A 26,285-nucleotide genomic window follows, 5' to 3' on the forward strand; every position below is an offset into this window, starting at 1 on the left:
GATCGAGGGGTAGGGCGATGAAGCGACGTTTCGGCCGAACCATATTGTCGCTGGTCGCGTTCGCGCTCACCGCGTCGGCTGTGCCGCCGCCCGCGTCCGGCCTCAGGGTCGGTGCCGCACGCATCGACATCACCCCGCCGCTCGACGAACTGCTCGCGCCGTTCACGTCGGTTGCGGATCGCGTCTATCTGCGCGCTGTGGTGATCGAAAGCGGCGGTAAGCGCGCGGTGCTGGTCATCGCCGATGTGCCGACGATCAGCGCGCCCGTCTCCGCGGACATCGTCGCCCGCATCGCCGCCGAGGCGAAGGTGCCGCGTACGCAGATCGTGCTGGGCACCACCCACACCCACAATGTGATGCGCGTCGATCCCAACACGGTGGGGATCATCCTCCCGGGTTCGCCGAAGTTCGTGGAGCAGGTGACCGAGGCCGCAGTGAAGGCGGTGCGGCAGGCGACCGCGCAGCTCCAGCCCGCGCGCGCAGGTACCGGCAGGGGCAGGACCCATCTGGTCGGCAATCGCAACATCTGGTCGCCGGCGCACGGCCGCTACATTTCGGGTGTCGATCGCACCGGCACGGAGCCGATCGACGAGCGGTTGGGCGTGGTGAAGTTCGAGGCGATGGACGGCAAGCCGATCGCCTATCTGCTCAACTACGCGATCGAACCCGTGATCGCGATGGCGATGAAGTCCGAGGTCAGCGGCGACGTTCCGGGCGCAGCTTCGCGCATCATCGAGGAACGCAGCGATGGTGCCGTCGCGCTGTTCACGATCGGCGCCGCGGGCGTGCCGCTCTATCGTGCCGAGGATACGCCCGAGCCGAGGCGCCGCGGCCATGCCGTCGAACTGATGCAGACCTATGGCAGCGTGCTGGCGGAAGAGGCGCTGGCGGTCGCCGGGGAGATGGAGACCAGCCCCGACGGCGTCTCGATCGGCGGCGCGGCCAGACCGCTGATTTGCCCGGGCAAGGCGACGACGCCGTTCAACTTGCCCGATCGCTGTGCCTATGCGCCCGACTCCAAATTGCCCATGTGCGATTTCAAGGAACGCGATGCCGATCCGGTGACGCTGAACATGGGCGTCGTGCGGATCGGCGATCTCGCCATCGTCCAGGCCGACGCCAACGTCGCCCCAGCGGTCGGCGCCAAGCTGCAACGGATGACGCCGGTGTCGAATACCTGGATCGTCGCGCTCACCTTCGGCCCGATGCGCTTCGTGGTCGACGATGCCGCCTATGCCCACAACACCTATGAGGCGACCGCCACCACTGCGAAGAAGGGTTGCGCGGAAGCGGGCTTTCTGAGGCGCACGCTGGAGCTGCTGTCCGCGACGGGAGCTTGAGCAGACGAGCCGATCATCCCCCTCCGGCGGCAACTGGGAAATAATGATTCGCGATGAACAATAGAGGCTGCTGGTCGTCGGCGCCGTCGCCGTAGATCAGCACGTCGATCACCCATTGGTCGCCCGGCGCGGCGACGATCCCGAGCGACGTCGCATTCTGCTGCATCGCCGTCGCGAGGTTCGTGCAGAAGCTGCCGGAGCCAGGCTGCCAATCGGTGGCGACGTCGAAGGCGTAGATCGGCACCAGCGCCAGCGGGTTGCGGTAGCTCAGCGGATCGGTGACCGGATCGCCTCCACTCGGCGAGCGCCAATAGCCCGCCTGGACGCGGATGTTGCGCGTGGTCGAACCGGCTATCGTCGGAAGCGGCACGCGCAGCGCCCGACCCTGGCTCTCGGCGGAGGTGAGCGCCGCCTGACCCGCGAACAGCTTCTCGAACAGCGTGCACAGCGCGGCTTCCAGCGAACTTCCCGTCAGCGCCACCGGGTCCGGGCGCTGGATATAGGGCGTGATCCGCGTGGGGAAGCGCGTGAGGGGCGTCTCGTAGACCAGGCCCTGGTTGACGTCGTCGACCAGGTTGGCGTTGCGCGAGATCCAGAAGCCGCCCCAGGCGTTCGACAGCGTCATCGCGTCGAGCCGGTAGAAGCAGAATTGCAGGTCGAGCGGCGCGCCCTCGGCGATTTCCTGCGCGGCGGTGAGCGAATAGGTCAGCCGCGTGCCCGCCTGGGCGCAGGGCAGCGCGACGGGGCCGGTGTTGGTCCCCAGCGACAATGCGGGCCAAAGCAGTTGCCGCCAGACCTGCAGCGTCGTCGTGGTGCCGTCGGCGAGCAGCAGCCGATAGGTCTGCGGCGCGATCGAAAGCTGGGGATCGCCATTGTCGACGATCATCCAGTCGCTGGTTGGCGTCGGCGAGAGCGTGACGGCCGCATTGCCGCTCAGCGTGAAGCCATGGGCCGCGAAGTCGGACGTCAGGCCCGCGGGGATCTGCTTCTGGGCGAGTTCGCTCGCATAGCTCGTATCGGTGAGGAACAGGAAGTCGTCCGGATCCTTGGAGAAATCGGTCGCCTGGTCGACACGGTCGAGCACCAGCGCGTCGACCTTGCCGTCGGCTGCGGTGCGCGTCGAGAGATCGTACTGGAATGCCGTCGGCAGCGATGGCGGGGGCGCGAAGAGGAGTTGGGCGTTCCATGCCAGCTGGACCTGACCCGCGACCCAGGCGAGCGCGGCGAGCGCGTTGCGCGCAGCGGTCTGCTCGTCGGGCGTGAACGAACCGAGCAGCAGCGGCACCGCCGCAAGGTCCTTCGATACCGCGGGCCAGATCGCGCTGAATCCGGCCAGCGCCGCGATCACCTGCGAGCGGTCCGTGCTGCCGCGCGGCGCGGGGGATATGGTGGTGGCTTCGTTGAAGGTGATCTCGAGCGTCATCTCGTCCTGCGCCGCGAAGGGGCGCTGGGCGTCGAACTGGTAGTTCCACTGGGTGAGCGTGCTGTCGGGCGCGCCGCCGGCACCGGGCGGCAGCGCCTGCTGCCCCGAGATCACGGCCGGCACCGGATAACCCCGCAGTGCGATCGGTACCGCGACCTGGCCGATATGGTTGGGTGCGGGATCGAGTGGCCGCACGAACGACAGCCAGGACGAGCCTTCATACCCGGCGACACCCGCGATCCCGTAGATGTCGAACTCGAGCTGGTTGGGCATGAAATCCAGGTCGAGGACGAGCTTGCTCTGCTCCGCGGGCCGATTGACCGTGAGCATCGTCGTGAGCGTCGAGCCCTGGCTCAGCGACGCCTTGCTGCTCTGCAGGCTGATCTGGGGCAGCGCCTGGAGCGCGCGCGGTGGCGCGGCGGAATTGAGTGTGTAGCTCCCCACGGTGCTTCCCGCATCGACCTCGGCCATGCCCTGCGCGAGCGCGGCCATCCCGCCGAACTTCGCCGCCACGTCGGTCAGCCTGTCCTGCGGTTGCGGCGTGTAGGAGATGTTGCCGATCGTCACCGCGCTCTGGGGCGCGAAGAAATCGGTACGGTCGGCATTGGCGTCGAGCAGGTCGATGACCGTGGTGCCGAGCCAGTCGGCGCCCGCGGTGATCCTGGTCAGGCTGGCGGGCACGGTCACCGCGGAGACGTTTACCGGCGTGACGGCGCGGAAGAGCGCGGGGCCGTCGCTTGCGATCGTGAGGCCCGTCGCGAGCAGCTCGGGCGCGACGGCGTAATATTGCGCGATCGTGGTGAGCGTGTCGCCCGCCAGCGTGGTCCGGGGATTGCCGCCCGCGTAATTGGTGACGACGCCCGCCTGGACGATGTCGGCTACATCCGCGATCGCCGCGGCGAGATATCCCGGCGCGACTGCGGCGATAGCGGCGAGCGCGGCGAAAGGATGGTCCGGGTCGACGGGCGCGTCGGCGCCCGGGGTGGTCACCACATTGGCCTTGAGCTTGCCCGCGAGCCGCGGCGGCGTTCCGGGCAGGTTCGCGCCGCTCCCGCCGACGTCCACGCCGAACTGGACGAGCGCCTGGGTCGAATAAAGGCTTCCCAACTCGACGAGCAGCCGCTGGGTCATCGTATCGATGGCGTCCTGCAGCCCTTCGGTCTGGTCGGCGACGACCGAGGCGACGAGCTTCGCCATTCCCTTGGCGATGTCTCCCTTGGCGGCGATGAGCGTGGCGAGGCTCGCGGCCGCCTGGACGTCGGTCTGCGCCGCTGCCGCATAAGCGGGGGACAGCACGAGATCGACCGCCTGGAGGAAGGCGAGGTTCCATTCCTCGGGATCGGCCCCGCGGAAGTTCATCGTCGTGGAGGCGCCCAGGCCCGAGCCGGTCGAATAGGTCGGGACGCTCACATTGTCGGCCGAGAAGGCATAGGTCGACAGCGGCTCGACCGCGAAGAAGCGCGCCTGCGCAGGATCGATCCGGTAGGTGATCCCCGTCGCGGACAGGTTGACCACCCAGAGCGCGCGCACGGATCCGCTTGAGGTCGCCCCCGAGCCGCCGCCTGCGGCTGCGCGCAGCGAGGGCTTTGAGAGCACCGGCGAGAAATGGGTGTGCTGCGGCCCGGTCGCGAGCTTGTGCCCTGGGAAGGCAGCCTCGAAATCGGCGGCGAACTGGTCGAGCGACTGGGGCTGGCCTTCAGTGGCGGCGAAAGGAGCCGCCGCGATCGGCGCGTTCGCCGAGACGACTCGCGCCGCGCCGGCGAAGGCGGGCGCGACGAGCGACGGATCGCGCGAGATCGCCAGGTCCACCGCGAGGCTGAGGATAGGCTGCGCGTCCGCCGGTGTGACCTCGGCGGCGATCGTCGCGGGCGCGGGGACGCCGAGGAGCGTCCGTGCGAGCAGCGGGACCGATGCGGCCGCGGTGCCGATCGCGCCGACGCTGACCGGCGGTAGCTTGGCGGCGGTCCGTGCGGCGTTCACGCGCGCGGCGATCAGCGCGAAGCTGTCGTTCGCATAGATGGTCACCGACGCGCCATCGAGCGGGAAGCTCGCGCCGGGCGTGAGCAGTCCCGGCAGCGTGGCGTTGGCAGCAGCCAACGACGCCGGATCGGTGCCGTAGCGCTGCGCCAGCACGCCGAGCGTCTCGCTCGCCAGCGACGCCCATGCCGGCGTGACGAACACGGCGCCCTGGCGGACGATGTTCGGAACCGTTCCCACCTGATTGGCGAAGTCGCCCGGCGAGAGGCTGAACGCGGCGGCGAGCGAGGCGAAGGTGTCGCCGAGCCCGGGCGTGACGGTGTGCGTGCCGATCGTGATCGGCGTGGCCGCGAACAGCCCGGGCCAGTTGAGGTTGCCATCGGCGAGCTGGGTGAGGCTCCACCCGGCGAACTGCTCGACGATGTCGGCGAGCAATGCGCCCGCGGGCGCCGCGTAGGTGCCGGCCGTGATGCCGGTCGCGTCGGCCGACCAGGGGATGACCAGTGCGGCGGAAGTCGCGAGCGGTGCCGGAGCGTTGTTCGACAGGATCAGCCCCGGCGCGGCGTTTGCGGTGCTCGCGATCGAAGCGATCGTGTCGCCCGCCACGATCGCATATTGGCTGTTCTCGACGAACAGCGCAGTCGATCCGGGCCAGATCCCCGGCACCTGCAGGTTCGCCTGGAGGAGCTCGGCCGGCGTGGGCGGGCCGAAGCTGGTGGCGAAGCTCGCGAGCGTGTCGCCGGCGACGGCCAGCGCGCTGGCGATGCTGAGCGAGGCGCCGCTTGCGAAGAGCGGCGCGACATAGGCGTTTGCCGCCGCCACGTCGGCCGGAGTGAGGGTGGTGCCGGCAAGCGTGCCCAGCGCCGTGGCGGCACTCTCTAGCGTGTCGGACGTGCCGGTCGTGTAGCTGTAGTTGCCGATCGTGAGTGTCGTCTGCTGGGCGAGCAGTGCCTTGGCGTTGGCGGTCGCGAGCCCCGGTACGCTGCCCGGGCCGTCGACGATCGAACAGACCAGCGCGTCGGCCATCGCCGCGAGCGACAGGACCGCATCGTCGGCGGAAATCGTGCGCGAGCTGGTGTTTAGGATCGCGCCCGGCATCAGCGCCACCTCGGCGTTCGCCGCGGCAAAGGCGTCGGTATCGGACACGCCGACGCGTGCGATATAGGCGGCTGGAGTCTCGCCCGCGAGCGTGGTCTTGAAGACCGGCACCTGGATCTCGACGTCGTCGCCGAAGATCAACGCGGCTTCGGCATTGGCGTTCACGGCTGCCAGGTCGTCGAACGAGGCGGGATAGCCAGCGCCCGTGGTCGTGGTCGAAGCCGTGGTCAGTGCCGTCAGGTTCGCGAAGCCCTGCGCCGGGCCGGCCGTGGTGAGCGCCAGCGCCTGCGCGTTGCCCATATAGACATAGGCCGATGCCGCGACGCCCCGCAAGGTGGCGAGGGTCGTGTCGGAGAGGCCGGTGGGGTCGGCGACGGGACCGAGCGTCGTGCTGAGCGCGCATTCTATGTCGGGCTGGAGGAGCTGGTAGTGGATCTGGGCATAGCGCGCCCGTGCCTGCCCCGCGCGGGTGGCGGCGGCGCTGTGCGCCGGGTCCGGCGCGCCCGCGATCATCGGCGCGGGCGTGGCGTCGGGCTGGAACTTCGTCGGCGAGACGCCCAGCGCCACGACGAGGTTCGGGTCCGCGGGCATGAAGCGATAGGAGGTCACCAGCGACGGCCAGGCCGCGAGCGATACGAGCTCGTCGGTATAGCCGACGGGGCCGGTGAGCGTCGGACCGCCAGTGCCCGAGAGCACCGAGCCCGAAGTGCGGTTGCCGAGCACGTCCTGGAAGGCGAGTTGGAGCGAGAGCGCGGCTCCCGCGGCGATGCCGGCATAGGGATCGTCGCTTGCCGCGGGTAGCGCCGCGGGCATCGCGACCGGCTGCGTCTGCGCGAAGGGATAGACGGCGAGCACCTGGCGGTAGCGCCACAAGGTGTCGTCGGTGTCGCCGTCCTGGTCGGCGGGTGTTGCGGGCAGGCCTTCGCCGCTGTCGTCGAAGCCGCCGCCCGCGACGATCTCGAAGCCGAGCATGTGGTAGAGCTGGCCGAGCGCCTGCTGCGGATCGTTCGCAGGGTTGACCGGTGGTGCGGCGGGGGCTTCCGCGGGTTCGGGGTTGGTACGCGTCAGCGCGAAGCCCGAGCGGCCCGGCGGCAGCGTCGCCACCGTGCGCAGCGTGTCGGCGGCGACGACGATCCCGGCGCCCGTCGCCAGGATCGGCGCGTCGGCGTTGGCCTCGCCCAGCACGGTCACCGGCAGGCCGGCGCTCGTCGCGATGCTTCCGAAAGTGTCGCCCTGCTGGATCGTGCGGTCCGCCTGGCCCGGCACGCTGATCGGCTGGCCGAAGGCCAGCAGGTTCTGCGTCGCGGCGTTGAGCGCGGCGAGCGACGCGGGGTCGAGATAGCTGTGGTCCTGGCAGATCGAGACCAACGTGTCGCCCTCGGCGATCGTCTGGATCGGCTCGCCGAGCAGCTGGAGCAGTGCGCCCGCACGCAGGCAGGTCACATCCTTGATCTGCGTCGCCAGCGCGGCGACGGTGATCTGCGCGCGTTCGGCGAGCGAGAGAAGGCTGTCGTCGGGCGTGGCGGTCTGCCCGGCGATCGACATGCCCGCGATCAGCGTGCCCGGGATGAGCTGGTTGACCGCCGCCAGCGCGCTCCAGTCGAACCCGCTCGGCAGCCCCGGATAGGCCTTCGCGATGTTGTCGGCGGCGGTCGATAGCGTGTCGCCGCCGGCCACCGTGTAGCAGACGGCCTCGAAGAAGAGCTTCTGGTGCGCCGGATCCTCGTTGTCGCCGACGATCAGCGCGTTGTTGAAGGCCATTGCGATCGGCACGTTTGCCGGCTGGTCGGCGGAGGCGACGACGAGCTTGATCTGCGCCGACTTGCCGTCCTTGAACAGGGTTCCCGGCAACCCCGGCTTGCCTGCCGTGCTGACGTAGCGGAGGTAGAAGCCGCCCGAGCGGACGGCGCTGCATTCCCACAGGAACTGGAGGAAGTTGCGACTGTCGGCCTCCGAGAAGCTTGCCACGCTCGCCTCGGCGACCGCGGTGTTGAGCGGCGCGACTGCCTCCGCGCCGAGCATCGCGGGCGGCGCGTTGGTCTCGGTCGAGAGGTTGGTCTTGAGGAGGAAGCTGTTGGCGCGGTCGAGCGCGTCGGAGACGAGTGTCCCGGACGGCGCGTTGGCGTCCTGGCTGGCATAGGCGATGGTGAGGTCGGCATCGATGCTCGCCGACTGGAGGTGCTCCCACAGCGCGATCAGCCGCTGGAGTCCGGCCTGGTCGGTGCCGACCATGTTGTACACCCCGGGCACCGTGCCCGGCACCTGCTCGATCGTGAGGTCGAGCACCGTCGCGAAGCGGCTCGCCGCCAGCGGGGCGTTCGAGACGGTGCCGTCGGCCGCGGTGGTGCCGAGATAGCCGGCGTAGGCGAGCATGCCCGAGGGGCTGGCCGCGAGCGCATCCGCCAGCGGCGCGGGCATCATCCAGATGCTCGGCTGCACCACCTGCGCGGGTGATTGCAGCGCCGGAAGGTCGGGCGTCTGCCACCAGAACAATGCCGCGGGCGGCTGCCGGTCGGGCACCGTCGCGAACTGAGTGAGCATCTGCGCCGCGCCTGCGGTGACGCCCGGATCGAACTCGATCGTCGTAAAGGCAGTGATCAGCGCGACTTCGTCGGTGTCGAGCGGGAAGGGAGCGGCGGGCGGGGCGACCCAGCTCGCGCCGCTGCCGGTGATGGTGATCTCGTAGCTGGTCGTCGCCGCCGGGTTGACCGGGAATTCCTGGCCGACCAGCGCGTAGAGCGGATAGGTCGCGCTCGCTGCCGTGGCTGCCGGGGACGCGACCACGCTCGCCGTGTCGGTGCCGGTCTGGAAGCTGGGCGCGGGCACGCGCAACCCGCCCGTCAGGAAACGCGAGGTCATGTTGAGCGCGTTGGTGAAGCCGCCGCTCGCCGCCAGCGCCGGCGCGAGAAGGTCGATCCGCATCCCCGGGATCGCCGGGATCTTGATCGTCGTCGCGGCGAAGAGATTCCCGACCGTGGCGAGCTGGTCGACGAGTTGCTCGATCGAGAGATCGTAATTCTGCGCTATCCCGCCGAGCGTGTCGGCGGCGGTGAGTGCATGACTGGTGCTGGCGATAGTGATCGGCGCGCGCGGCGCCAGGATCGACGATTGCGCCATCACCGCATTGCCCGCGAGCGCCGCGATGGTGACGCCATATTGACGCGTCAGGTTGGCGATCGAGCTGGCATAGGGGATCTTCACCGTGTCGCCGGGGCTCGGCTCGGTCGTGCCGTTCAGCTGCTGCAGGAGCAGCACCGCCGCGGCGGCGTCGTCGGCCGCGAAGAACGCCGCGGCGATCGTTTCATAGGTGTCGTTGGCGGTCGTTGTGTAAGCAAGCTGATAGCTCGTCGCGGTGGTGTGCACCACGCCAGGGAGCGTCACGGCCTGCGCCGGATCGAGCCGGATCGGGCCGTTATTGGCGATCAGCGCCTCGACCGTGAGGCCGCTATATTTGCCCAGGATCCCCGCGAAGGTGTCGCCGCCCTGGGTGGTATAGCTCTGGTCCGCATCCGAGCCGTTGGGGATAGCGAGCTTCTGCCCGGCCGTGACCGTCAGCGTGGGGTTGGCGGTCGAGAGCGCGGTCAGCGTGATCGTCTGCCCGCCATACCAATAGGCCCAGAGCCCATCGAGACTGTCCTCGGCGCGTGTCGTCGTCGCGAGCTGGCCGAGCGCGATCTGCTGGCCCGGATTGAGCAGCGCGACACTCTCGGTATTGGCGGTGAGGAAATCGGTCACCTGGATGCCGAACTGCTTCGCGAGCGAGCTCGGCGAATCCGTGCTCGCAGCGGTGAACTGGATGTTTGCGAGTGTGATCGTCGTCGCGGTATCGAGCAGCCCGGGCGTCCCGGCGTTGGCTGCGGCGACCGCGAGCGGAGTGAGCTGACGCGGGATGAGCAGCACCTGGCCGACGCTGAGCTTGGTGAGGTCCACGCCTGGATTGGCCGCGGCCAGCGCAGCGGGATCGACGGCGAAATCCATTGCGATCGACGTGGCGGTCTCGCCCGTGAGGACGCTGTGCAGCACGCGCATCGCGGGGATCGCGATAGCGGTCCCGGCTGCAAGCGTGCCGAAATCGACGCCGGGATTCGCCGCCTGGAGCGCGGAGGCGGTCACGCCGAAGCAGCTTGCGAGACCGGCGAGCGTGTCGTTCGCCTGGCTGGTGTAGCCGACCTGCTGCGCGGGCACGAAGATCGCATCGCCCACCGAGGGGCCAGCGGCCGGCAGGTCCGGGTTGGCGGCTGCGAGCACCGGTTCGGTGAGCCCGAACATCGGTGCGATGCTGGCGAGCGTGTCTCCTGGGCGGGTGGTGTAGTTGTTGTTGTAGAGGTTGGCGACCTCGGCGAGCGAGGCGGGAGCGGTCAGCGTGAGCGTCGAGCCGCCCAGAAGGTCGCGCGCGGCCTGCACGACCGATTTGGCGAGCATGTAGAACTGGTAGCGGAAAACGAAGGTCGCGAGGCTCTCGACCGTCGCGTCGTCGGCCGCCTGCGGAGGCGCGGCGTCCGATCCGAACTTCGCCGAGAGACTGGCGAAATAGTCGCGGATCGTCTGCTCATAATCGGAGCCGACGCGCCGGTCGGCGGTGAAGTCGATCGTGAAGTCGGGTGTGGACAGACGAAGCTCGGGGATCATCGCCAGCACCGCCGCGGGCAGCTCGTCCGATCCGCTCCCGGAATCCGGGCGCGGAGTCACCGTGAAGACCACGCCGTTGGTCTGGAACAGCGAGGTGAGCGTGCCGTAGCCGAAATAGGTGTCGCACGCCGACGCGTCCGACAGCGTCTGGAGGATCTCCTCGATCACCGCGGCCGAGGCGGTGTCGTGCTCGTGGCCGATCGCGTCGATCGCCCAGTCGAGCAGGAACGCCATCAGCGGGTTGGCGCCCTGCGTCGGGTCGTTCGAGGTCTGCAGCCCCAGCAGCACGCCGAGCACCGGCGTGGTCGTGCCCGAGGGAACGGTGGGTCCCGAGGGGAAGGCGAAGTCCTGGCTCAGCGCCTGGGTGACGATCGGGATCGCGAGCACCGGGATCGAGATGGTGGAGGCGGCGCTGCTTGCCAGCCGCGCGCGGCCGAGCTGCAACTGTCGTGCGGGGCGCCGGCGCAGCAGCGCATAAGGCGGCTGGCGGAGCAGCGGCCGTGCGCTGCGATAGGCCCGGCGTCCGCGCAGCGCTGCCGTATCGGTCGAGCCTCCGCCCGGCGCCGCGAGCGTCCAGGGCGGGGTGGAGTCCGAACCGATCGAGAAGCGCTCGGTGATCGTCGCGTTGAAGCTGAAATGGATCCGGATGAACAGGATCTTGATGCTGACCTTGACGCTGACGCCCGCGCTGACTTCGATCAGGATCGCCTTGTAGCTTTCGACGTCGAGGCTGATCGAGGCGTAGACGGTCAGGCTGACGCTCGCCTGGATGATCCCGAAGTCCACGGTGGCATAGACCTGGCCGATCAGCGCGACGGTGCCGGTGAGGTGGTAGTAGCGCTCCGACGGCAGGTTCGAATCGTTCGGCGTATACCAGCCGAGCACGCCCTGGACCGCGCCGCCCACGGTGATGCTGATCCCGCCGCTCAATATCCCGAGCGAGAGCGTCTTGCCGACGCCCACCTGGAGCGCGAAACCGAACTCGAGCACGGTGCCGAAATGTCCGCTGGTCACCTTGGGCACGTTGGTCGAGGTCTGGCCGTCGAGCACGGCGAAATAGAGCCCGCCGAAGCCCGTGAAGGGGAAGACCTGGACGCTGAACGAGCGCGAGAAATCGGTGAGGCTGGGCGGGTAGCCCAGGTCCACGCGGAAATTGCCGTTGGTGTAGATGTCGATCGTGACGATCGGCAGCGTGACCGAGACCTCGCCGAATTCGAGGTGGCGCATCTCGTCGGGAAGCGTCAGCTCGATATGGTAGACACCGATCGTGTCGGTGACCTTGCGGTAGAGGATCTCGAAGCGGAGACCGGCGAACAGCCCGGCCTTCTCGCCCGAGAGCTGGATCAGCACGCCGTAGACGACGGGATCGTTGAAGACGATGTCCATGCGCAGCGTGGACATCACCGTAAAGCGTGTGCCGATCAGCCAGTTGCTGCCCGCGGCATAGGCGATCTTGTCGAGCTGGGTGACCGGGTTCTTGTTGGGATCGGCGGGCGGCCGCATCGCCGCCTCGAGTGCGTCGACGATCTTGTCCATCTCGGTGGGGACCGATCCCGAGATGGCGACGCGCTGGCCGAGGCCGAGGAATTCGAGGTCGAGCACCTGCGTGCCGGTGCCGGGCACCGCGGGCGGCGGATCGTTGAGCGCGTCCCAGCGCAAGGGCGGGTTCCCGCCGGTGCCGTAAGGCTGGCCGAGGAAGGTGCCGCTGAGCTCGAGGTTGAAGCGCGGCGTGCCATAATCGCGGCTGTAGTTGAGCACGATCTTCTGGATGTCGATGAAGCCCAGATTGGCGACATGGTCGAGCTCGACGCGGATCGCCTTGGTGTTGAGGTTCACCGTCACCGAGATCTCGGGAAGCTCGATCTTCTCGAACGCGTCCCAGGGCGATCCGAGCGATACCGAGCGACCGGGATCGGCGAAGGAGAGGAGGAAGTCGAACAGGTCGCCGACGGTGCCGCGGCCCAGGCTGATCGTGACGGTCGGGCCGCTCGCATCCTTGTGATAGCTGATCGTCAGGCTGCGATAGGCGAAGCTGATGCCCATGCTGGTCGGCGAGAAGTCGTAGCGGACCTGGAGCACCAGGCCGTGGATGTCGACCTCGCCCTTCAGGAAGCCCGAATATTGGCCCGCGGTCCTGAGCAACTGGAGCTCGGCGGTGATCTCGGTGTCGATCTCGTCGATCTTCCAGTCGACCACCGTGTCGAAGCTGAACATGTCGCCGGCCGAATTGAACGCGACGTCGAGCGATTCGACGGTGATGTCGGGCGGGTCGAACGCGAAGGGGAGCAGCGCCTTGGTGATGCTCGAGAGATGCAGCGGAGTCAGCAGCGTGCCGGCGAACGCCCAGGCGTTGGTGCTGCTGTCGGTCGCGGCGGTGACCTGGAACTGCGCGTCGAACAATGTCGCGGTGGCGGCGATCGCCACCGTGCGGGACGAACTGGTCTGCGTGATCGCGAGCGAGACAGCGTCCATCCCGATCGCGGTCTCGCCCATCAGCTTGATCGACCAACTGTCGTCGAAGGTGACGTCGCCGGTGAAGCTCCAGGTCTTGGTCGGGATCGCCAAGGTCCCGGCGAGCACGTCGACATAGAGTCCCGTGTGCGGGGGATCGATGCCGAACACCGACAGCAGCTGGCCGACGTCGAACTTCGTGTCGTTCTGCGCGGAGAGGATCTGCTGCGGCAAAGTGAACGCGGCGGTGAATCCGAGCTGATCGTTGCCGCCCAGCTGGAAATCGCCGCCGAAGGTGATCGACACGTTGGTGCCGCCGAGCCAGCCGAAGGTCGCGGCGACCTGGGTCAAGTCGAGCAGGCCGCCCGGGAGCAGCGGCCAGTTGAGCGCATTGCCGGTATTTACCGTGACCTGCATCGTCTGGAGATTGGCCGCGCCGGGCGCGAGGCCGAGCTGGACGTCGCCGAGGAAGAGCGTGTTGCCCAGGCTGAACTGCGACGGGATCAGCGCCGCGAGTTGCTGGCCGAGGAAGAGCCCCGACAGCGTGCCGAGATCGGGAAGGCCGATATTGGTGAGCGGGCCGGTGTCGAGCACGGCGGGCACGCCCGCGGGCACCGGCAGCGCGCAGCTGGGCTGGAGGCCGTCGAGCTTGGTTCCCGGGCTGATGATCTTGCCCTGCAGCTGCCCGCCGGCGGTCGTACCCGCGGCGGCGAGGCTCATCTGTATCTGCAGCCCCAGGATGCCGGGATTCGCCGAAGCGTCGGCATAATCGGTCGCGAGCTGGAAGCTGGGCGCGGCGCTCCAGTCGGTGATCGTGCCGGCGAGCGACGGCGTCTTGCCCGACCAGAGCTTGGCATAGGCGGTCTGGCTGAGGTCGGGCGTGCCGCTGAACTGGAGCGTGGGCGGCGACCCTGAGCCGGCGGTGAAGCTTGCCGCGCTGAAGGCCTGATCGGCGGGCGCGGAGTCCGCGGGGAGCGAGGCGAAGGCCGTGGCGAGGACGGTGCCCGACGCCGTGGTGACGACGAGCGACAGCGCGGGCAGGCCGGTGCCGTCGATCGTGAAGGTCGCGACCGCCGCCGCGTTCGCCTGTCCGAGGAAGGCGTTGGCAAGCGTTCCCGTCAGCACGATCGAGCTGCCGGGCGGCTGCGTGCCCGTGAGGTTCATCGCCAGCGCCTTGCCGGGGAACAGTGTCGCGTCGCCGAGCAGCGCGTCGATCCCTGCCGAGCCCAGCGCGTTGGCCGCGGGCAGGTTGAGCGCGCTGCTGGTGTAATAGCCGTTGCTCTGGAGCGCCTGCCAGAGCTGGTCGATGCTCATCGCTGCCAGGTCGGTTGCCATGGCCTAGCTCCTGCCCGGAAGCGACGGCGGAGGCTTGGTGCCGCTCCCCGCGCCATTCTTGAGATAGGCGGCGAACCAGCCGAGCGCGCCGCTCGTCTGCTGCGCCGGATTGCCGAACAGCGTCATGTTCACCTGTCCGTTCGGCGGGAAGCTGACGCTCAGGAACTTGAGCGCGATGTTGCTCAGCTGGATGAGGTAGGTGGGCGGTGCGACGACGAAGCTGACGCCGCCGAACGCCAGGCTCAGCACGCCTTCGATCGAGATGGCACGCTGGCCGCCCGACACGCCGGGAAGCGACAGCCCCGCATAGACGCTCGCGCCCGAGGGATTGGGCGCCCAGGCGAGCAGCAGCCCCGCCGAGAAGCCGGTTGCGGCCGCCAATGCGCCGGGTGTGCCGAGGTCGAGATCGAAGCGCAGGCCGAACCAGGGCGGCGAGAGCTTGGCCCCCTGGATCGGCATGTCGACGGGCATGAAGCCCAGGCTGTCGGGCGTCACGCTGCCCAGCCCCTGGACGAGCCCGGTGAGCTTCATCGGGAAGTGGCTGACGAGGCTCGCCGAGCGTGCGAGGCTGGTCGCGGGATCGACCACCAGCGCCGCCGCGTCGAAGGCGAAGGTCCGGTAATAGGGCGTCGCCTCGTCGAAACGCATGTCGATCGAGAGCGCGCGGTAGGACAGGCCCTGCTCGATCGTCTGCGTCGCCTGCTCGGGGCCGTAGGAGAAGAGATCGAAGCCCTTTTGCGGAAGGAAGGCGATCGCGCCGTTGAGCAGGAAGGTGGCGTTGACGATCGGATTGTCGTCGGTGGTGCCTGGAAGCGTGACGAAGGTCGCGCCGGTGATCGCGACCTGGTCGAGCACCGCGCTCGACACGGCATAGGCAGTGGGGCCCGCGGTGACGAAGCGATAGGTGCCGACCTCCTTGCCCGAGCCGCTGGTGTCGCCGGTCTTCTGGTAATAGCCGTCGAAGCCGAGATTGTTGTCGGGCGCGCCGATCTGGGTGGCGGGCTCGCCGAACAGCTTGTTGACCAGCAGTTCGACATGGCTCGAGAAGCCCGCCACCTGCGAGTTGGCGATCAGCACCTTGAGCGTGTTGACCTTGAAGGCATAGGCGTCGCCGCTCGTCAGCGGCGCATTGTCCTCATAGTCGATCAGCCCGAAGATCGAGCTGGGCGCGGCGGTGAAGGTCGTTGCGCCCGGCGTGACCGGCGTCACCGAGACGCCGACATGGTGTGCCTGGAACGCCGCCGGATCGATGCCCGCCGCGAGCGCGCGCATCTGCTCGGGCAGGCCCGACAGCGGCACCAGCGCGTTGAGCGCGATGATGCCGCTCCACGACGGATCGTCGAGCACCGTCTGGACGAAGTAGTCGAGGTCGGAATCGGTCTTCTGCCGCGTGCGCGCATCGGCGATGATCTGGGCGATCTGCTGGACGGTGGCGTCGGGGCTGGCGTTGAAATCGCTCGCGCCGCTCCACTGGCTGGTGTCCGCGGCGGCCTGGGCGAATGTCTTGTTGCAGAATTTGAAGATCAGGATCGTCTGGTGCTCGGCCCAGCGCCATGGCGAGAGGTCGAACTCCCATGCGTCCTCGCCCGTCGCCCCGGCCGCGAACAGGCTGAAGTCGCCGGCATAGGTGCGCACCACGTCGAAATATTGCGCCATCGTCGGTGGCGCCTGGCTCGCCAGCACCGCCGCCTGCAGCGCGGCGAGGTTGGCGTAGGCGACCGCTCCGTTGACGACCAGCGATTGCAGCCATTGCTGGCACGCCGTGTCGGATATCTTGCTCGCGAGCAGGTCGACGCGTTCCTTCGACAGCTCGTACGCCATGTCGCTGTCGGCGAGCAGCATGTCGCCCGAGGAGATCACGAGGAAGAGCTCGTTGGTCTGGAGCGCCGTCTGGAGTGCGCCGGTGACGCTTTCCAGGATGAGTCCCGGCTGGCGCGGCGACGGCGGCGGCGGGGACGACATGGCGATCGTCAGGTCGGCCCAGTCTCCCTGATTGTCGAACTGGAGGAGCAGGCCCTGCCGCGTGGTGCCGAAGGGCGGATTGGGCACGTTGCCGGGCGGCGGCTGGGGCGCGTAGGCACCCGCCGCGGCTGCGGCCGAGCTTTGCGTGGGCTTGAGCGTCGCCAGCCGCATCGGCGACCAGGCCTGGCGCTCGAACTGGCCGAGATCGTCGAGCGAAAAGCCGGCGCCGCTCGCGACCGAGCCATAGGGAAGCAGCGGAAAGGCGGCGGTGGCGCCTTCGGGCAATGCCGAGATCTGGAGCGGCAGATAGGAAAGGAAGCTCGATTCGCTCGTGTCGCCCTGGTGGAGCACGGCCTGGTCGGGCTGCGAGTAATAGGCGGTTCCCTCGCTGGGCGCGACCAGCGAGGCCCAGGCGGTCGTCGCGGCGCTGGTGAGCGCGCCGAAGACGCGGCCCTGGTTCCCGTCGGCGGGGTGCAGCGTGGGTGCGAAGGCGGGCTGGTCGGGAACGAAGACGAGCGTGTTGGTCGACGCGCCGAAATATTCGACCGGGGAGAGCCCGCCCATCAGGGTCGGCGCGAGGTTGGCGGCGCTGCCCACCGCCGTGGCGCTGCCGGTCGGGAGCGACAGCGCGACCGTTCCGCTGGGCACGATCGTGTACACCGCGCCGCCGACCTGGACCGGGTTTCCGTTGGCGTCGACCCCGGTCAGCCGCGACGACAGCACCAGTTGGAAATCGGAACCGAAGCTCGCTTCGAAGGCGGGGCCGGCTGCGCTGCGGTAGAAGCTCGGCACGGCAGTCGCGCCGGGAAGCGTGAACAGGCTGCGCGCATGGTCGGCGGGCGCTAGCGGGTCGAGCGTCGCGGCGAGCGTGACGTTCCCCTGGCTGAAATCGAAGGGACGGTGCCGCGCGGTCTGGGCATAGCCCCCGGCCTGTGGCGCGCTGTAGGAGCGCAGCCCGACGTCGAGCGAGTCGAGCCCCGCCGCGTTGGTGGTGAAGCCGAAGGCCGCGCAGCCCGCGGTCGAGGCGTCGCCTGCCAGGTTGAGCGCAAGCGGCCCCGTGATCGGGAAGGTGACCGGCGTGCGGCCGCCAAAGGGAGTCACGGCGAGCGCGACCGGGCTCGTCGCAGCGGTGAAGGCGAGGGCGGTTCCGTCGGTGCTCGCGGCCAGCTGGGTCCTGCGTGGCAGGCTGATCGTGAAATTGCCGAACTGGATCGAGGCGGTGCCGGTCAGCGCCGTACGGCTTCCCGTGGGCCCTGCGAAGATCGTCCAGCCCGTGAGCCCGGTGCCCGGGCTGGCGGCGTTGGTGAACCAGCTGAGCACCGCGCCGGCCCGCGCCGGCGAGGCGAACCAGGTCTGCGCCGCGGCGACGAATGCGGGAACTCCCGTGTCCGCCACCGGCCCTGTGACGACGAACCAGCCCGTGGCCGCGAGCGCGTCGGAGAGGCTGATCGTCGGGGGCGGGGTGCTTCCCGAGGGGAAGAGGAAGCCGGTGACGACGCCGTCCGCGGGACGATCGGCCGGAACGTAGAGGAGGCTGCCGGCACCGAAGGGCTGCAGCGCCACGGTCACTGGGAGGCTTCCGGATGCGGGCGCGAGCGGCTTCCGATCACCGCGCTCGAGCCCTCGCCCTCTACCGCGCTCGCCACCGAGCTCGCGTCCGCTGGAAAGGAACCGTCGTAGAGATATTGATGGCCCGCATCGTAGACGGTGATGTTGTAGCCCTGGAAGTTCTGCTGGACGCAGTTAAGCGTGATCTTCCCGCTCGAATCCGCCTGCATCTCGAGCGGCGACGAGCCGACGAAATCGGGGATGAAGTCGACAAAGGCGTTGGGGACCGCGTCCTTCCCGGCCTTGTCCATGATCGTGACCACGAAGGTGCCGTAGATGGCCGTCTCGCGCCCGCTGGTGGCGCCCGGCGCCGGCAGCGGGACGATCAGCGAGGGCAGGCTCCTGTTGAGCTGAAGCAGCCGGTCGGAGGTGAGGAACGGGGTATAGGTGGTGATGATGTTGTAGGTGTCGGCGACAAAGGGAGATATGGAGATCCCCCAGCTGATCGGGTTCACGAACCTGAGCAGCACGAAGTTGGTGAACGTCGCCTCGCCCGACCCCTTGGCGATCACCACGACCGGATCGTCCCCTTCGTCCCCCGTCGCGGAGGTGCACTCCTTGGGAAGGACGAAGCTCTGCGCGGCCGCCGCCGCGCCCCATCCGAACTGGACGATGACTGCGGCGAGGCATGCCGTGCCGATCCGCAGCCCGCGGCGGGGGCGGCTCAGCACGTCAGGCTCACATTGCCGATCACGCCCATGTGGTCCGACACGCTCGTGCGCCACTGGGGCATGGTATAGGCTCCGGTATAGGTCCAGGTTCCGCCTGCCTGCGAGATCGTTATCGACGGCGCCGTCGTCTGGAAGGTGTTGATCGCATGGTCGTAGGCGCTGCTCGGCGCGCCCGTGGTGGTCAGGCTGGTGAGCACGTTGGGCTGGATGGTGGCCGTGTTGCCCGCAACCCAGCCGAAGCCGGTCGCGTCGTTGGCGGCTAGGTTCCAGTCGCCGGCCACGATCACGGCGTCGTTGGCGCGCCCCCTCAGGTTGAGATAGATCGCGCGCATCGCGGCCGCCTCGGCCTGGCGGCCGGCGAGCGTCTTGCCGAAGATCGAGTGAATGTCGACCACCCACACGTTGCACGATTTGGGCGTGCTGGTGCTCTTGTCGGTGACCTTGAAGAGTACGCCGTAGGGCGGGCGCATGAAGGTCGCGGTGGTGCTCAGATTGTCGTCTTCCTGGACCCGCTGGATCTCCATGTTGTTGCGCTGATTGGTGCGGTACAGGATGCCGTAATATTCCTTGTAGGACGACCGCCCCTTCGCCGCGGAAGTGAGATACTGGAAGTTCGGTGGGACGGGCGTGTTCACGCCCTTGTTGTTGTTGCCGGCCAGGCAGGGATAGCCGTTCGTCATCACTTCCTGCAGGACGATGATGTCGACGGTGGTCGATGCCGCGGTGATCGCGTTGCACTGGTTCTGCAACCGGCTGCCATGGCCGAAGCGGAGCACGTTCTGCGTGAGGATCGTGAAGGACTGCGCCGCCGCCGCCGCGGGGAGGAGCGCCCCCGCCAGCGCAAGCGCGAGACTGGCGCGCTTCGCGTTCATCAGGACACCCCCGGGAGACGGATCGAGAGGCAGTCGCCCTTGATGAGCGGTGTATCGAAGCCGTCGCCGAGCGGGCCCACCGCCGACGCGCCTTTGGAGAGGTCGATGGCGCCGATGTCGAACCCCGGCGTGTTCGGGTTCATCGGCGGCGCGTTGATCTGCGCCCAGCGCAGGATCGCGAGCTGCAGGTTGGTCGGCGCGAGGCTTCCCGCCTGCATCTGCAGCGGGGTCGGGTCCACGAAGCGCTGCACGAAGTTGCGCACCGTGGTGCCGAGCGGCACGCGGTGCGGCGTGCCGAGCATCCAGATCCATATCTCGGGCACCAGCGTCACGCGTCCGGTGAACGCGATGCTAACGATCGGATCGGCGCCGCTGCTCTGCGTGCCGCAGGCGCTCTGCCCGGCCACCACCGCGGCTGTGGCCGCCTCGATGTCGGCGAAGCTCGACGCGCCGAGCAGGATGCAGCTGAGCTGGCCGATCGTACCGCTGTTGTCGACGCTACCCGCGCCGGAGAAGCTCGTCGGCCAGACCAGCCGCAGGTGGCGACGGCCGTTGCCGGCGACCTGGAGGTCGAGCGGTCCGCCCGCGAGCAAGGGGCAGCCGGCGGGCGGCTGAAGCGTCACGCCCTGCGTAAACTGGGCGGAGAAGCCGTCGAAGGCGAGCGTGCCGTCGGGGCGTCGCACGATCTCGAGACGGCTCGTGCCCGTCGCGCCGAAGCCGTTGAGCCCCGCGCCCGGGCCGCCGGGACCGTCGCAATATTGATAGCCCGCCCAGTCGACCCGGAGCGACATGCCCGGCAGCAGGTCGATCGTCTGCGCGGTCGCGTCGAAGGCGTAATAATAAGCCAGTATCTCGTCGAAACGCAGCGGCAGCGCCGAAGCGAGGCGGTTGACGATGAGGTCGGAGCCGCCGGGCAGCAACAGCGGCGCGCTTCCGCCCTCGATCGCCTCGAGCTGCGCGCGAAGGACCTTGAACGCGGTCGCCATGCTGGCGCGCTGGGTGGAGTCGGCGCTCCACACGAGCGTCTTGTCGACGTCGATCTGCACCGCGGGCACCGGTGAATTGCCCATCGCGGCGACGATGCTGGCCGTGAAGGTCGATTGCGTCGAGGGCGTGGGGGAGGGGAGCGTGACGCTGGGAAGCGTGATCGCCCCCGCCTTCGCGCCCGGCGCGACCGGCCCCACCACATAGACGCTGACCGTGTTCCCCGAAGTGAGCCCCGCGGGGACGAGGAACGGCCCCACGCCGGTGGCGCCGCCGAAGCTGCTCGTCACGCCATATTGGCCGGCGCTCATCCGTGGTCTCCGGATTGCTCTCCGACGCCGCCGGGATCGGTGATCACATAGGTGACGGTCGGATGGAAGGTGGATACGCCTGAGACGGCGTAGGACAGGACGAGCGCACTGGTGCCGGCAGTGTTGCCATAGGCGATCAGCGGTTGGCCCGACGACCAGTTCCACGACATGCTGATCGAGCCGCCGCCGGCCGGAGTGAGGGTGATGTAACCCCCCGCGCCGCCCAACGCCGACTGGCTGACGTTGACGAAGCTGGTGGCGCCTGCCGGAAGCGTAATGCCCGGGACGGGCGGCTGCCCGCGCCAGGCACCAGCGGTCAGCTCTCCGTCGGCCAGCGTCAGCTGGGCGGAGGAGGAGTTGAGGATGGTGATGGTGATCGCCATGCTCTCGTCCGCCGCGAGCGTCTTCTCGTTCGGCTGAGTCACGATGCCGCTCCCCGGAAGCGGCGCGCCGCGCGGCGGCGCGCCAGCGGTTCAGTCGTTACTTTGCAGCGAACGCAGTGAGTGCGTTGGAGTCGACGATGTAGACCTGCATCTGCGGGTTCATGCTCTGCGTGTTGATCACCGTGGAGGCGACCGCGAGGCCGGTAAGCGAGTTGCCCGTGGTCGCGCCGGTCACGCCCGAGCCGCGCGGCCACGACCAGGTAAGCGTGATCGTCCCACCCGAAGCGGGGGTGAGCAGGATCGTCCCGCCGAGCGAGGTGAACGCGTCCTCGGCGCCGTTGACGAAGGTGTTCGATCCCGCGCTGATGACCGAGCCGGGAACGGGCTGCGTGCCGTTCTCCCAGCCGCCACCGGTGAGCTGGCCGTAGTTTACGGCGATCTGGGCGTCGCTGGCATTGTTGACGACGACGGTAAGCGAGCGGACGGCGGTCATCTCTAACATCTCCCTTGTTTCCGTAACGTTTATTAAATATAAAATAATGACGGAACGCGTTGTTGCGATGCGTTGCATCGACTATTTCGAGCGCCTGACATGGGCCAGGCGAATGTATGCGCTTCGGGCAGTCACATGACTGCCGAATGTTCCACACACTTAAAACATGCGTCCCGTTTTTTGTATGCGCAGCAAGGTGACACGATTCAATGGACTCTTCAAGCGCGCATGTATTGCGTATCCTTAAACCAATCTATTCATTGATAGGTGAGGATTTTTCGGCATCCGAGCGTGTTTTTGCGCCCATTGAGAGCTCTGCTGGGTCGAAAGCTTTTCCATTCGAGTCGCATTCATAGGAAGGCGCTGTTCTCGAAAGATGAGCGCCATGGTAATGTTGCGTATTCCTTGCTGTAATGTTTCAGACTCAACACGACGGGATGAATGATTGAACCCGGAGATGGGCCCGGGTTGCTGACCGATGCGCGATCGCGCATGCTCGCCCTGGGGGAGCCCGCATGCATCCTGTAGAGACGTTCGAGCTGGTCCTGGTCCTGTTGGCGACGGTGGTCGCGCTTCATTGGGCGGCGGCGCGGATCGGCTTCCCGCCATCCGCCGCGCTGCTGGTGGGTGGCGGCGCGCTCGCCTTCCTGCCCGGCATTCCCGAGATATCGCTCGATCCGGAGCTGGCGCTGGTGCTTTTCCTGCCGCCGCTTCTGATGGACGGCGCCTATTACACCGCTTTCGGCCGCTTCCGCCGCCATCTCCCGGGCATCCTGTCGCTCGCCGTGGGGGCGGTCCTGTTCACGACCCTGATCGTCGGCCTGGTCGTCCATCTGCTCGTTCCGGCGCTGCCCTGGGCGGCCTGCTTCGCCCTGGGCGCCATCGTCTCGCCGCCCGACGCCGTGGCGGCCCGATCGGTGCTCCAGCGCGTCACGCTGCCGCGGCGGCTCCACGCGCTGCTCGAAGGCGAGAGCCTGCTGAACGACGCCACCGGGCTGGTGCTCTTCCGCTTCGCCGTCGCGGCGACGCTCAGCGGTGCCTTCGACGCGGGCGCGGCAGTGGGCAGCTTCCTGCTCCTGGCCATCGGGGGAGTCGTGGTCGGTGCCGTCGTGGGGTTCGCGTGGATCGCCGTCATGCGGCGCATGACGGACGACACGCTGATCGTCGCGACCGCCACGCTTCTCGGCTGGGCGGCCTATCTGGCGGGAGAGATGCTGCACGTCTCCGGGGTGATCGCGACGGTCGCGGCCGGAATCATCTTCGGCTGGCACCAGCATGTCGTCCTTCCCGCCAAGGTGCGGATGCAGGGCACCGCCTTCTGGCGGACCCTCGTATTCGGCCTCGAGGCCCTGGTGTTCATCCTCATCGGCTTCTCGCTTCGCGGCGTCGTGGATCGCGTCGGCGCGGAGGCGATCCTCACCGACATGGCGGTGCCGGTGCTCGGTGTGTTGCTGACGGTGGCTCTCGCCCGCTTCGTCTGGGTGTTCGGCAGCGACGGGGTGCTCCTGGCCTTGCGCCGGGGCGGACTCCGGCGCGCCCGGCCGCTCGGGTGGCGGCAGGCGAGCGTTCTCGCCTGGACCGGCATGCGCGGCGTGGTCACGCTGGCGGTGGCGTTGACTCTGCCGGCGCAGATGCCTGGCCGTGACCTGATGCTGGTCGCGGCATTCGCGGTCATCCTGACCACCGTCGTCATCCAGGGATCGAGCCTGGGATGGCTCATCCGCATGGTCCGTCCGGCCGACGGTGATCCGCCGGCCGCGATGGACCTCGCCGCGGCCGAGGCCGCGATAGCGCGCGCGAAATACACCGAAGTCGAAGTGCGGGCCTATGGCGCCGACGGCGCGCTGGTCCACCCCAGGCTGCTCGAGGAATATCGCAAACGGGACGACGCCACCCAGCGCTACGCCGGAGACGTGGACGCCTTCACGCCCGACGTGCGTGCGCATTTCGGCGTGGTTCTGGCTGCGGTCGCAGCCGGCCGGACCGAGCTGGTTCGTCTCCACCGGCGAGGCATGATCGAGGATGAAGTCCTCCACGATCTCGAACGCGACCTCGATCTCGAGGAAATGGGCGCCCTGTTCCAGCGGGGCGACTGAGCGGCTGCCCTGGGAAGAACGGCGGAGCCCCGGGCCTGTCGGTCGGGCGGCGAGTCAGCTCTAGCCGGCGTATTTTCCAGTCGAGTTCGATCGTGCCTGGTCAACCAGCAGCGCCGTCGCGTTCTCGACGTTCACCGGCTGCGAAAGCAAATAGCCTTGGCCGAGCCTGCAGCCGGCTGCCGACAGCAGGTCCGCCTGCTCCTGCATCTCGATCCCTTCGGCGACCACCTGCACGTTCAGTTCCCGCGCGATATGGAGCAGACCCTCGACGATCGCGCGGCTGACGCCATCGCCGGTCAGGCGATCCACGAACGTCTTGTCGATCTTGAGAAAGTCGATGGGCACCGTCATCAGGTGCGTGAGGGACGCGAAGCCGGTGCCGAAGTCATCCAGCGCTATCCTGAGACCTTGCTCGCGAAGCGCGTGGATCTGCTGGGAAACGGCCTGATCCGCGCGGCCCATATAGACCGACTCGGTCACCTCGAGGATGATCATGCCGAGCGGAACCCGCGCGGCGGAAAAAATGGTGCGCAGCTGGTCGGCGAGCCGGCCGCCGTGCAGGTCCGCGGAGCAGAGATTGACGGCGACGTGGTCGATCTGGAGGCCGCTGTCGAGCCAGTTCCTGATGTCGGACGCCACGAGGCCGAGCATGCGTTCGGTGAGCGTCGTGGCGACCCCCAGGTCCGTCGTCGCTTCCTGGAACTGCCTGGTGGGCAGTATCCGATCGCCCTCGCGCATGCGGCACAGCGCTTCGAACCCGACGATCTCGCCCGTGTCGAGCCGGTAGATGGGCTGGTAGTGCGGCAGGAGCCGGTCTTCCCGCAGGGCGTCGTCGACGCGCCGGATCGTATCGAGGCGCTTGGTTATGCGCGAGCCGATCCCCGGCCAATAGCGCACGAACCCTCCGCGAGAGGTTTCCTTCGCATGGTAGAGCGCGAAGTCGGCGTGCTGCCGGACGCGCTCGGCCACGCCGTCGTCCGCAGCGAGCAGGGCGCCGCCGACCGTGGCGCGCGGCGCGGTGAAATGGCCGCCGCAGTCGGCAGGCAAGGCGAGCGCCGCCAGGATCGAGCCGGCGACGCGTTCCAGATCGCGCAGCGCCGCCGGGCTGCGCACCAGCACGGCGAACTCGTCGCCGCCCAGGCGATATGCCTTGTCGGGGGCGACGGTTCTCGCGACGCGCTCGGCGGTCACTTCGATGAGCCTGTCCCCGACATGGTGGCCGAAGGTGTCGTTGACGATCTTGAGGTTGTCCAGGTCGAGCATGAGCAGGCCCCATGACCCGGCAACGTCGCAGGACATGTGAGTCAGCGCTGCGTTGAATGCTGCGCGGTTGGGCAGACCGGTCAGCGTATCCTCGAGGGCGCGACGCGTCTGTTCCATCTGCCAGCGATGGTGCGAGATGGCGATGGCGCAGAGGTGGAGGCAGGTGTTCACGAGCGCCTGCTCGAGTGCGCTAGGGCCTCGGCTCTCGCGATAATAGAAGGCGAATGTCCCGATCACGGCGCCTTTGCCGTTCAGGATCGGGCTGGACCAGCAGGCGCGCAGCCCCAGTGGCAGCGCCAGCTGGGCAAATTCGCTCCAGCGCGGGTCGTTTGCGATGTCCGTCACCGCCACCGGTTCCGCTAGATACGCCGCCGAGCCGCACGACCCGACCATCGGGCCCGTCATGATGCCGTCTATCGCGGCGGAATAGTGCGCGGGGAGGCTCGGGCCCGCGATGGGATGCAGCAGTCCCGCTCCATCCACCTCGAGGATCGAGCATATCACCCCTGGCGCTAGGATCTCCACTTCCCGGCACAGCCGATCGCCCACTGCTACCAGCGTCTCGCCCCGAGCCACCATCTCGAGAATAGCGTTCTGCAGCTCCAGCAAAGTCAGGGCCTCCGACAATCGCGCCAGCTAGGCACAGGCTGCTTTCAAGAGCCTTAATTCCACCTTCCGGAAGATACCCAATGGAGGCGGTCAGCGCCGGCAACACGGGCGCGGACGAGCTGCGTCAAAGGCGAGTTGCGCTGCCGTTGGCATGCTCAGCGCGCCCTTGCGGGCGACAAGGCCATGACGCTTGCGCTTCCTGCGCGAGCAGGTTAGACACTGAACCATATGGTTCAGTATGCAAGCCCCCCCCTCGATCTCTCGTTCGCGGCGCTGTCCGATGCGACCCGCCGCGGGATCATCGATCAGCTTGGGCGAGGGGACGCGTCGATCACCAGTCTCGCGGACAAGTTCCAGATGACGCTGACCGGCATGAAGAAGCACGTCCAGGTTCTCGAGCGGGCGGGGCTCGTCGTCACACGGAAGGTCGGGCGGGTGAGAGCCTGCACGCTTGGGAAACGCGGCCTCGAGGCGGAGGCCGAGTGGATCGAGGCGCATCGCAAGCTCTTCGAGGCTCGCTTCGAAGCATTGGACGAAATCATCAGCGAAATGAAACAGGAGGAAAGCGATGGATCAGCAAGTTGACGGTGCAGGTGATGCGCAGAACCGCACGTCGGTCGAGCGCAGAGGCGATCGCGAACTCGTCGCAACGCGGACATTCGATGCGCCGCCGAGCATTGTTTACAGGGCGTGGAGCCAGCCCGAGCTGTTCCAGCGCTGGTGGATGCCAAAATCGGTAACCGGCGTTTCGCTCGTCTCGTGTGATATGGATGTCCGTAC

At 68.1% G+C, this 26,285-nt stretch carries 12 protein-coding genes; 4 read left to right on the forward strand and 8 right to left on the reverse strand.

What is annotated here, in order from left to right; translation table 11 throughout:
* The first annotated feature begins 17 nt into the window (after positions 1-17).
* Positions 18-1,340 carry a neutral/alkaline non-lysosomal ceramidase N-terminal domain-containing protein gene (locus MT490_RS18735; protein ID WP_297391082.1) on the forward strand — a complete coding sequence of 441 codons (1,323 nt, stop codon included), beginning with the start codon at positions 18-20 and terminating at the stop codon, positions 1,338-1,340.
* Positions 1,341-1,353: 13 nt separating this feature from the next.
* On the opposite strand, the gene MT490_RS18740 is transcribed toward MT490_RS18735, so the two are convergent.
* Genes MT490_RS18740 through MT490_RS18770 form a run of 7 tightly spaced genes read right to left on the reverse strand, consistent with a single transcriptional unit; the run spans position 1,354 to position 21,537 of the window.
* Positions 1,354-14,253, reverse strand: a complete 12,900-nt coding sequence (locus MT490_RS18740; protein WP_297391085.1) for a LysM domain-containing protein — start codon at positions 14,251-14,253, stop codon at positions 1,354-1,356.
* A gap of 3 nt (positions 14,254-14,256) precedes the next feature.
* Positions 14,257-17,784, reverse strand: a complete 3,528-nt coding sequence (locus MT490_RS18745) for a hypothetical protein (protein WP_297391087.1) — start codon at positions 17,782-17,784, stop codon at positions 14,257-14,259.
* Positions 17,781-18,494 carry a hypothetical protein gene (locus MT490_RS18750; protein WP_297391089.1) on the reverse strand — a complete coding sequence of 238 codons (714 nt, stop codon included), beginning with the start codon at positions 18,492-18,494 and terminating at the stop codon, positions 17,781-17,783. The genes MT490_RS18745 and MT490_RS18750 overlap by 4 nt, the downstream gene beginning before the upstream one ends.
* Entirely contained in the window at positions 18,488-19,366 is an 879-nt protein-coding gene (locus MT490_RS18755) for a hypothetical protein (RefSeq protein WP_297391091.1), read from the reverse strand. The genes MT490_RS18750 and MT490_RS18755 overlap by 7 nt, the downstream gene beginning before the upstream one ends.
* The gene (locus tag MT490_RS18760; protein WP_297391093.1) at positions 19,366-20,661 is read right to left on the reverse strand and encodes a hypothetical protein; all 1,296 of its coding nucleotides are present in this window, start codon (positions 20,659-20,661) and stop codon (positions 19,366-19,368) included. The genes MT490_RS18755 and MT490_RS18760 overlap by 1 nt, the downstream gene beginning before the upstream one ends.
* A complete protein-coding gene (locus MT490_RS18765; RefSeq protein WP_297391095.1) occupies positions 20,658-21,086 on the reverse strand; it encodes a hypothetical protein in 429 nt (142 codons plus the stop codon). Before MT490_RS18765 ends, MT490_RS18760 begins: the two co-directional genes overlap by 4 nt.
* 55 nt (positions 21,087-21,141) lie before the next feature.
* On the reverse strand, positions 21,142-21,537 hold the full coding sequence (locus MT490_RS18770; protein WP_297391096.1) for a hypothetical protein: 396 nt from the start codon (positions 21,535-21,537) through the stop codon (positions 21,142-21,144).
* A 515-nt stretch (positions 21,538-22,052) separates the two neighbouring features.
* Between MT490_RS18770 and MT490_RS18775 the strand changes: the two genes are divergently transcribed.
* Positions 22,053-23,633, forward strand: a complete 1,581-nt coding sequence (locus MT490_RS18775) for a Na+/H+ antiporter (protein WP_297391099.1) — start codon at positions 22,053-22,055, stop codon at positions 23,631-23,633.
* A 60-nt stretch (positions 23,634-23,693) separates the two neighbouring features.
* Here the strand turns inward: MT490_RS18775 and MT490_RS18780 are convergent, their stop codons facing one another.
* Positions 23,694-25,523 (reverse strand): EAL domain-containing protein, encoded by a 1,830-nt coding sequence (locus tag MT490_RS18780; protein ID WP_297391101.1) that lies wholly within the window; start codon positions 25,521-25,523, stop codon positions 23,694-23,696.
* A 210-nt stretch (positions 25,524-25,733) separates the two neighbouring features.
* Between MT490_RS18780 and MT490_RS18785 the strand changes: the two genes are divergently transcribed.
* Both MT490_RS18785 and MT490_RS18790 read left to right on the forward strand, forming a co-directional pair.
* The gene (locus MT490_RS18785; protein ID WP_297391103.1) at positions 25,734-26,090 is read left to right on the forward strand and encodes a metalloregulator ArsR/SmtB family transcription factor; all 357 of its coding nucleotides are present in this window, start codon (positions 25,734-25,736) and stop codon (positions 26,088-26,090) included.
* The coding region (locus MT490_RS18790) for an SRPBCC domain-containing protein (protein WP_297391105.1) at positions 26,074-26,285 on the forward strand (212 nt) is incomplete at its 3' end. The genes MT490_RS18785 and MT490_RS18790, both read left to right, overlap by 17 nt.

This window comes from Sphingomonas sp. (genome assembly GCF_026460985.1).
Classification (GTDB): domain Bacteria; phylum Pseudomonadota; class Alphaproteobacteria; order Sphingomonadales; family Sphingomonadaceae; genus Sphingomonas.

Coding starts and splice junctions, on each gene's coding strand:
- MT490_RS18735 (WP_297391082.1), top strand. CDS start 18: ATGAAGCGACGTTTCGGCCGAACCATATTGTCGCTGGTCGCGTTCGCG.
- MT490_RS18740 (WP_297391085.1), bottom strand. CDS start 14,253: ATGGCAACCGACCTGGCAGCGATGAGCATCGACCAGCTCTGGCAGGCG.
- MT490_RS18755 (WP_297391091.1), bottom strand. CDS start 19,366: ATGAACGCGAAGCGCGCCAGTCTCGCGCTTGCGCTGGCGGGGGCGCTC.
- MT490_RS18760 (WP_297391093.1), bottom strand. CDS start 20,661: ATGAGCGCCGGCCAATATGGCGTGACGAGCAGCTTCGGCGGCGCCACC.
- MT490_RS18770 (WP_297391096.1), bottom strand. CDS start 21,537: ATGACCGCCGTCCGCTCGCTTACCGTCGTCGTCAACAATGCCAGCGAC.
- MT490_RS18775 (WP_297391099.1), top strand. CDS start 22,053: ATGCATCCTGTAGAGACGTTCGAGCTGGTCCTGGTCCTGTTGGCGACG.
- MT490_RS18785 (WP_297391103.1), top strand. CDS start 25,734: ATGGTTCAGTATGCAAGCCCCCCCCTCGATCTCTCGTTCGCGGCGCTG.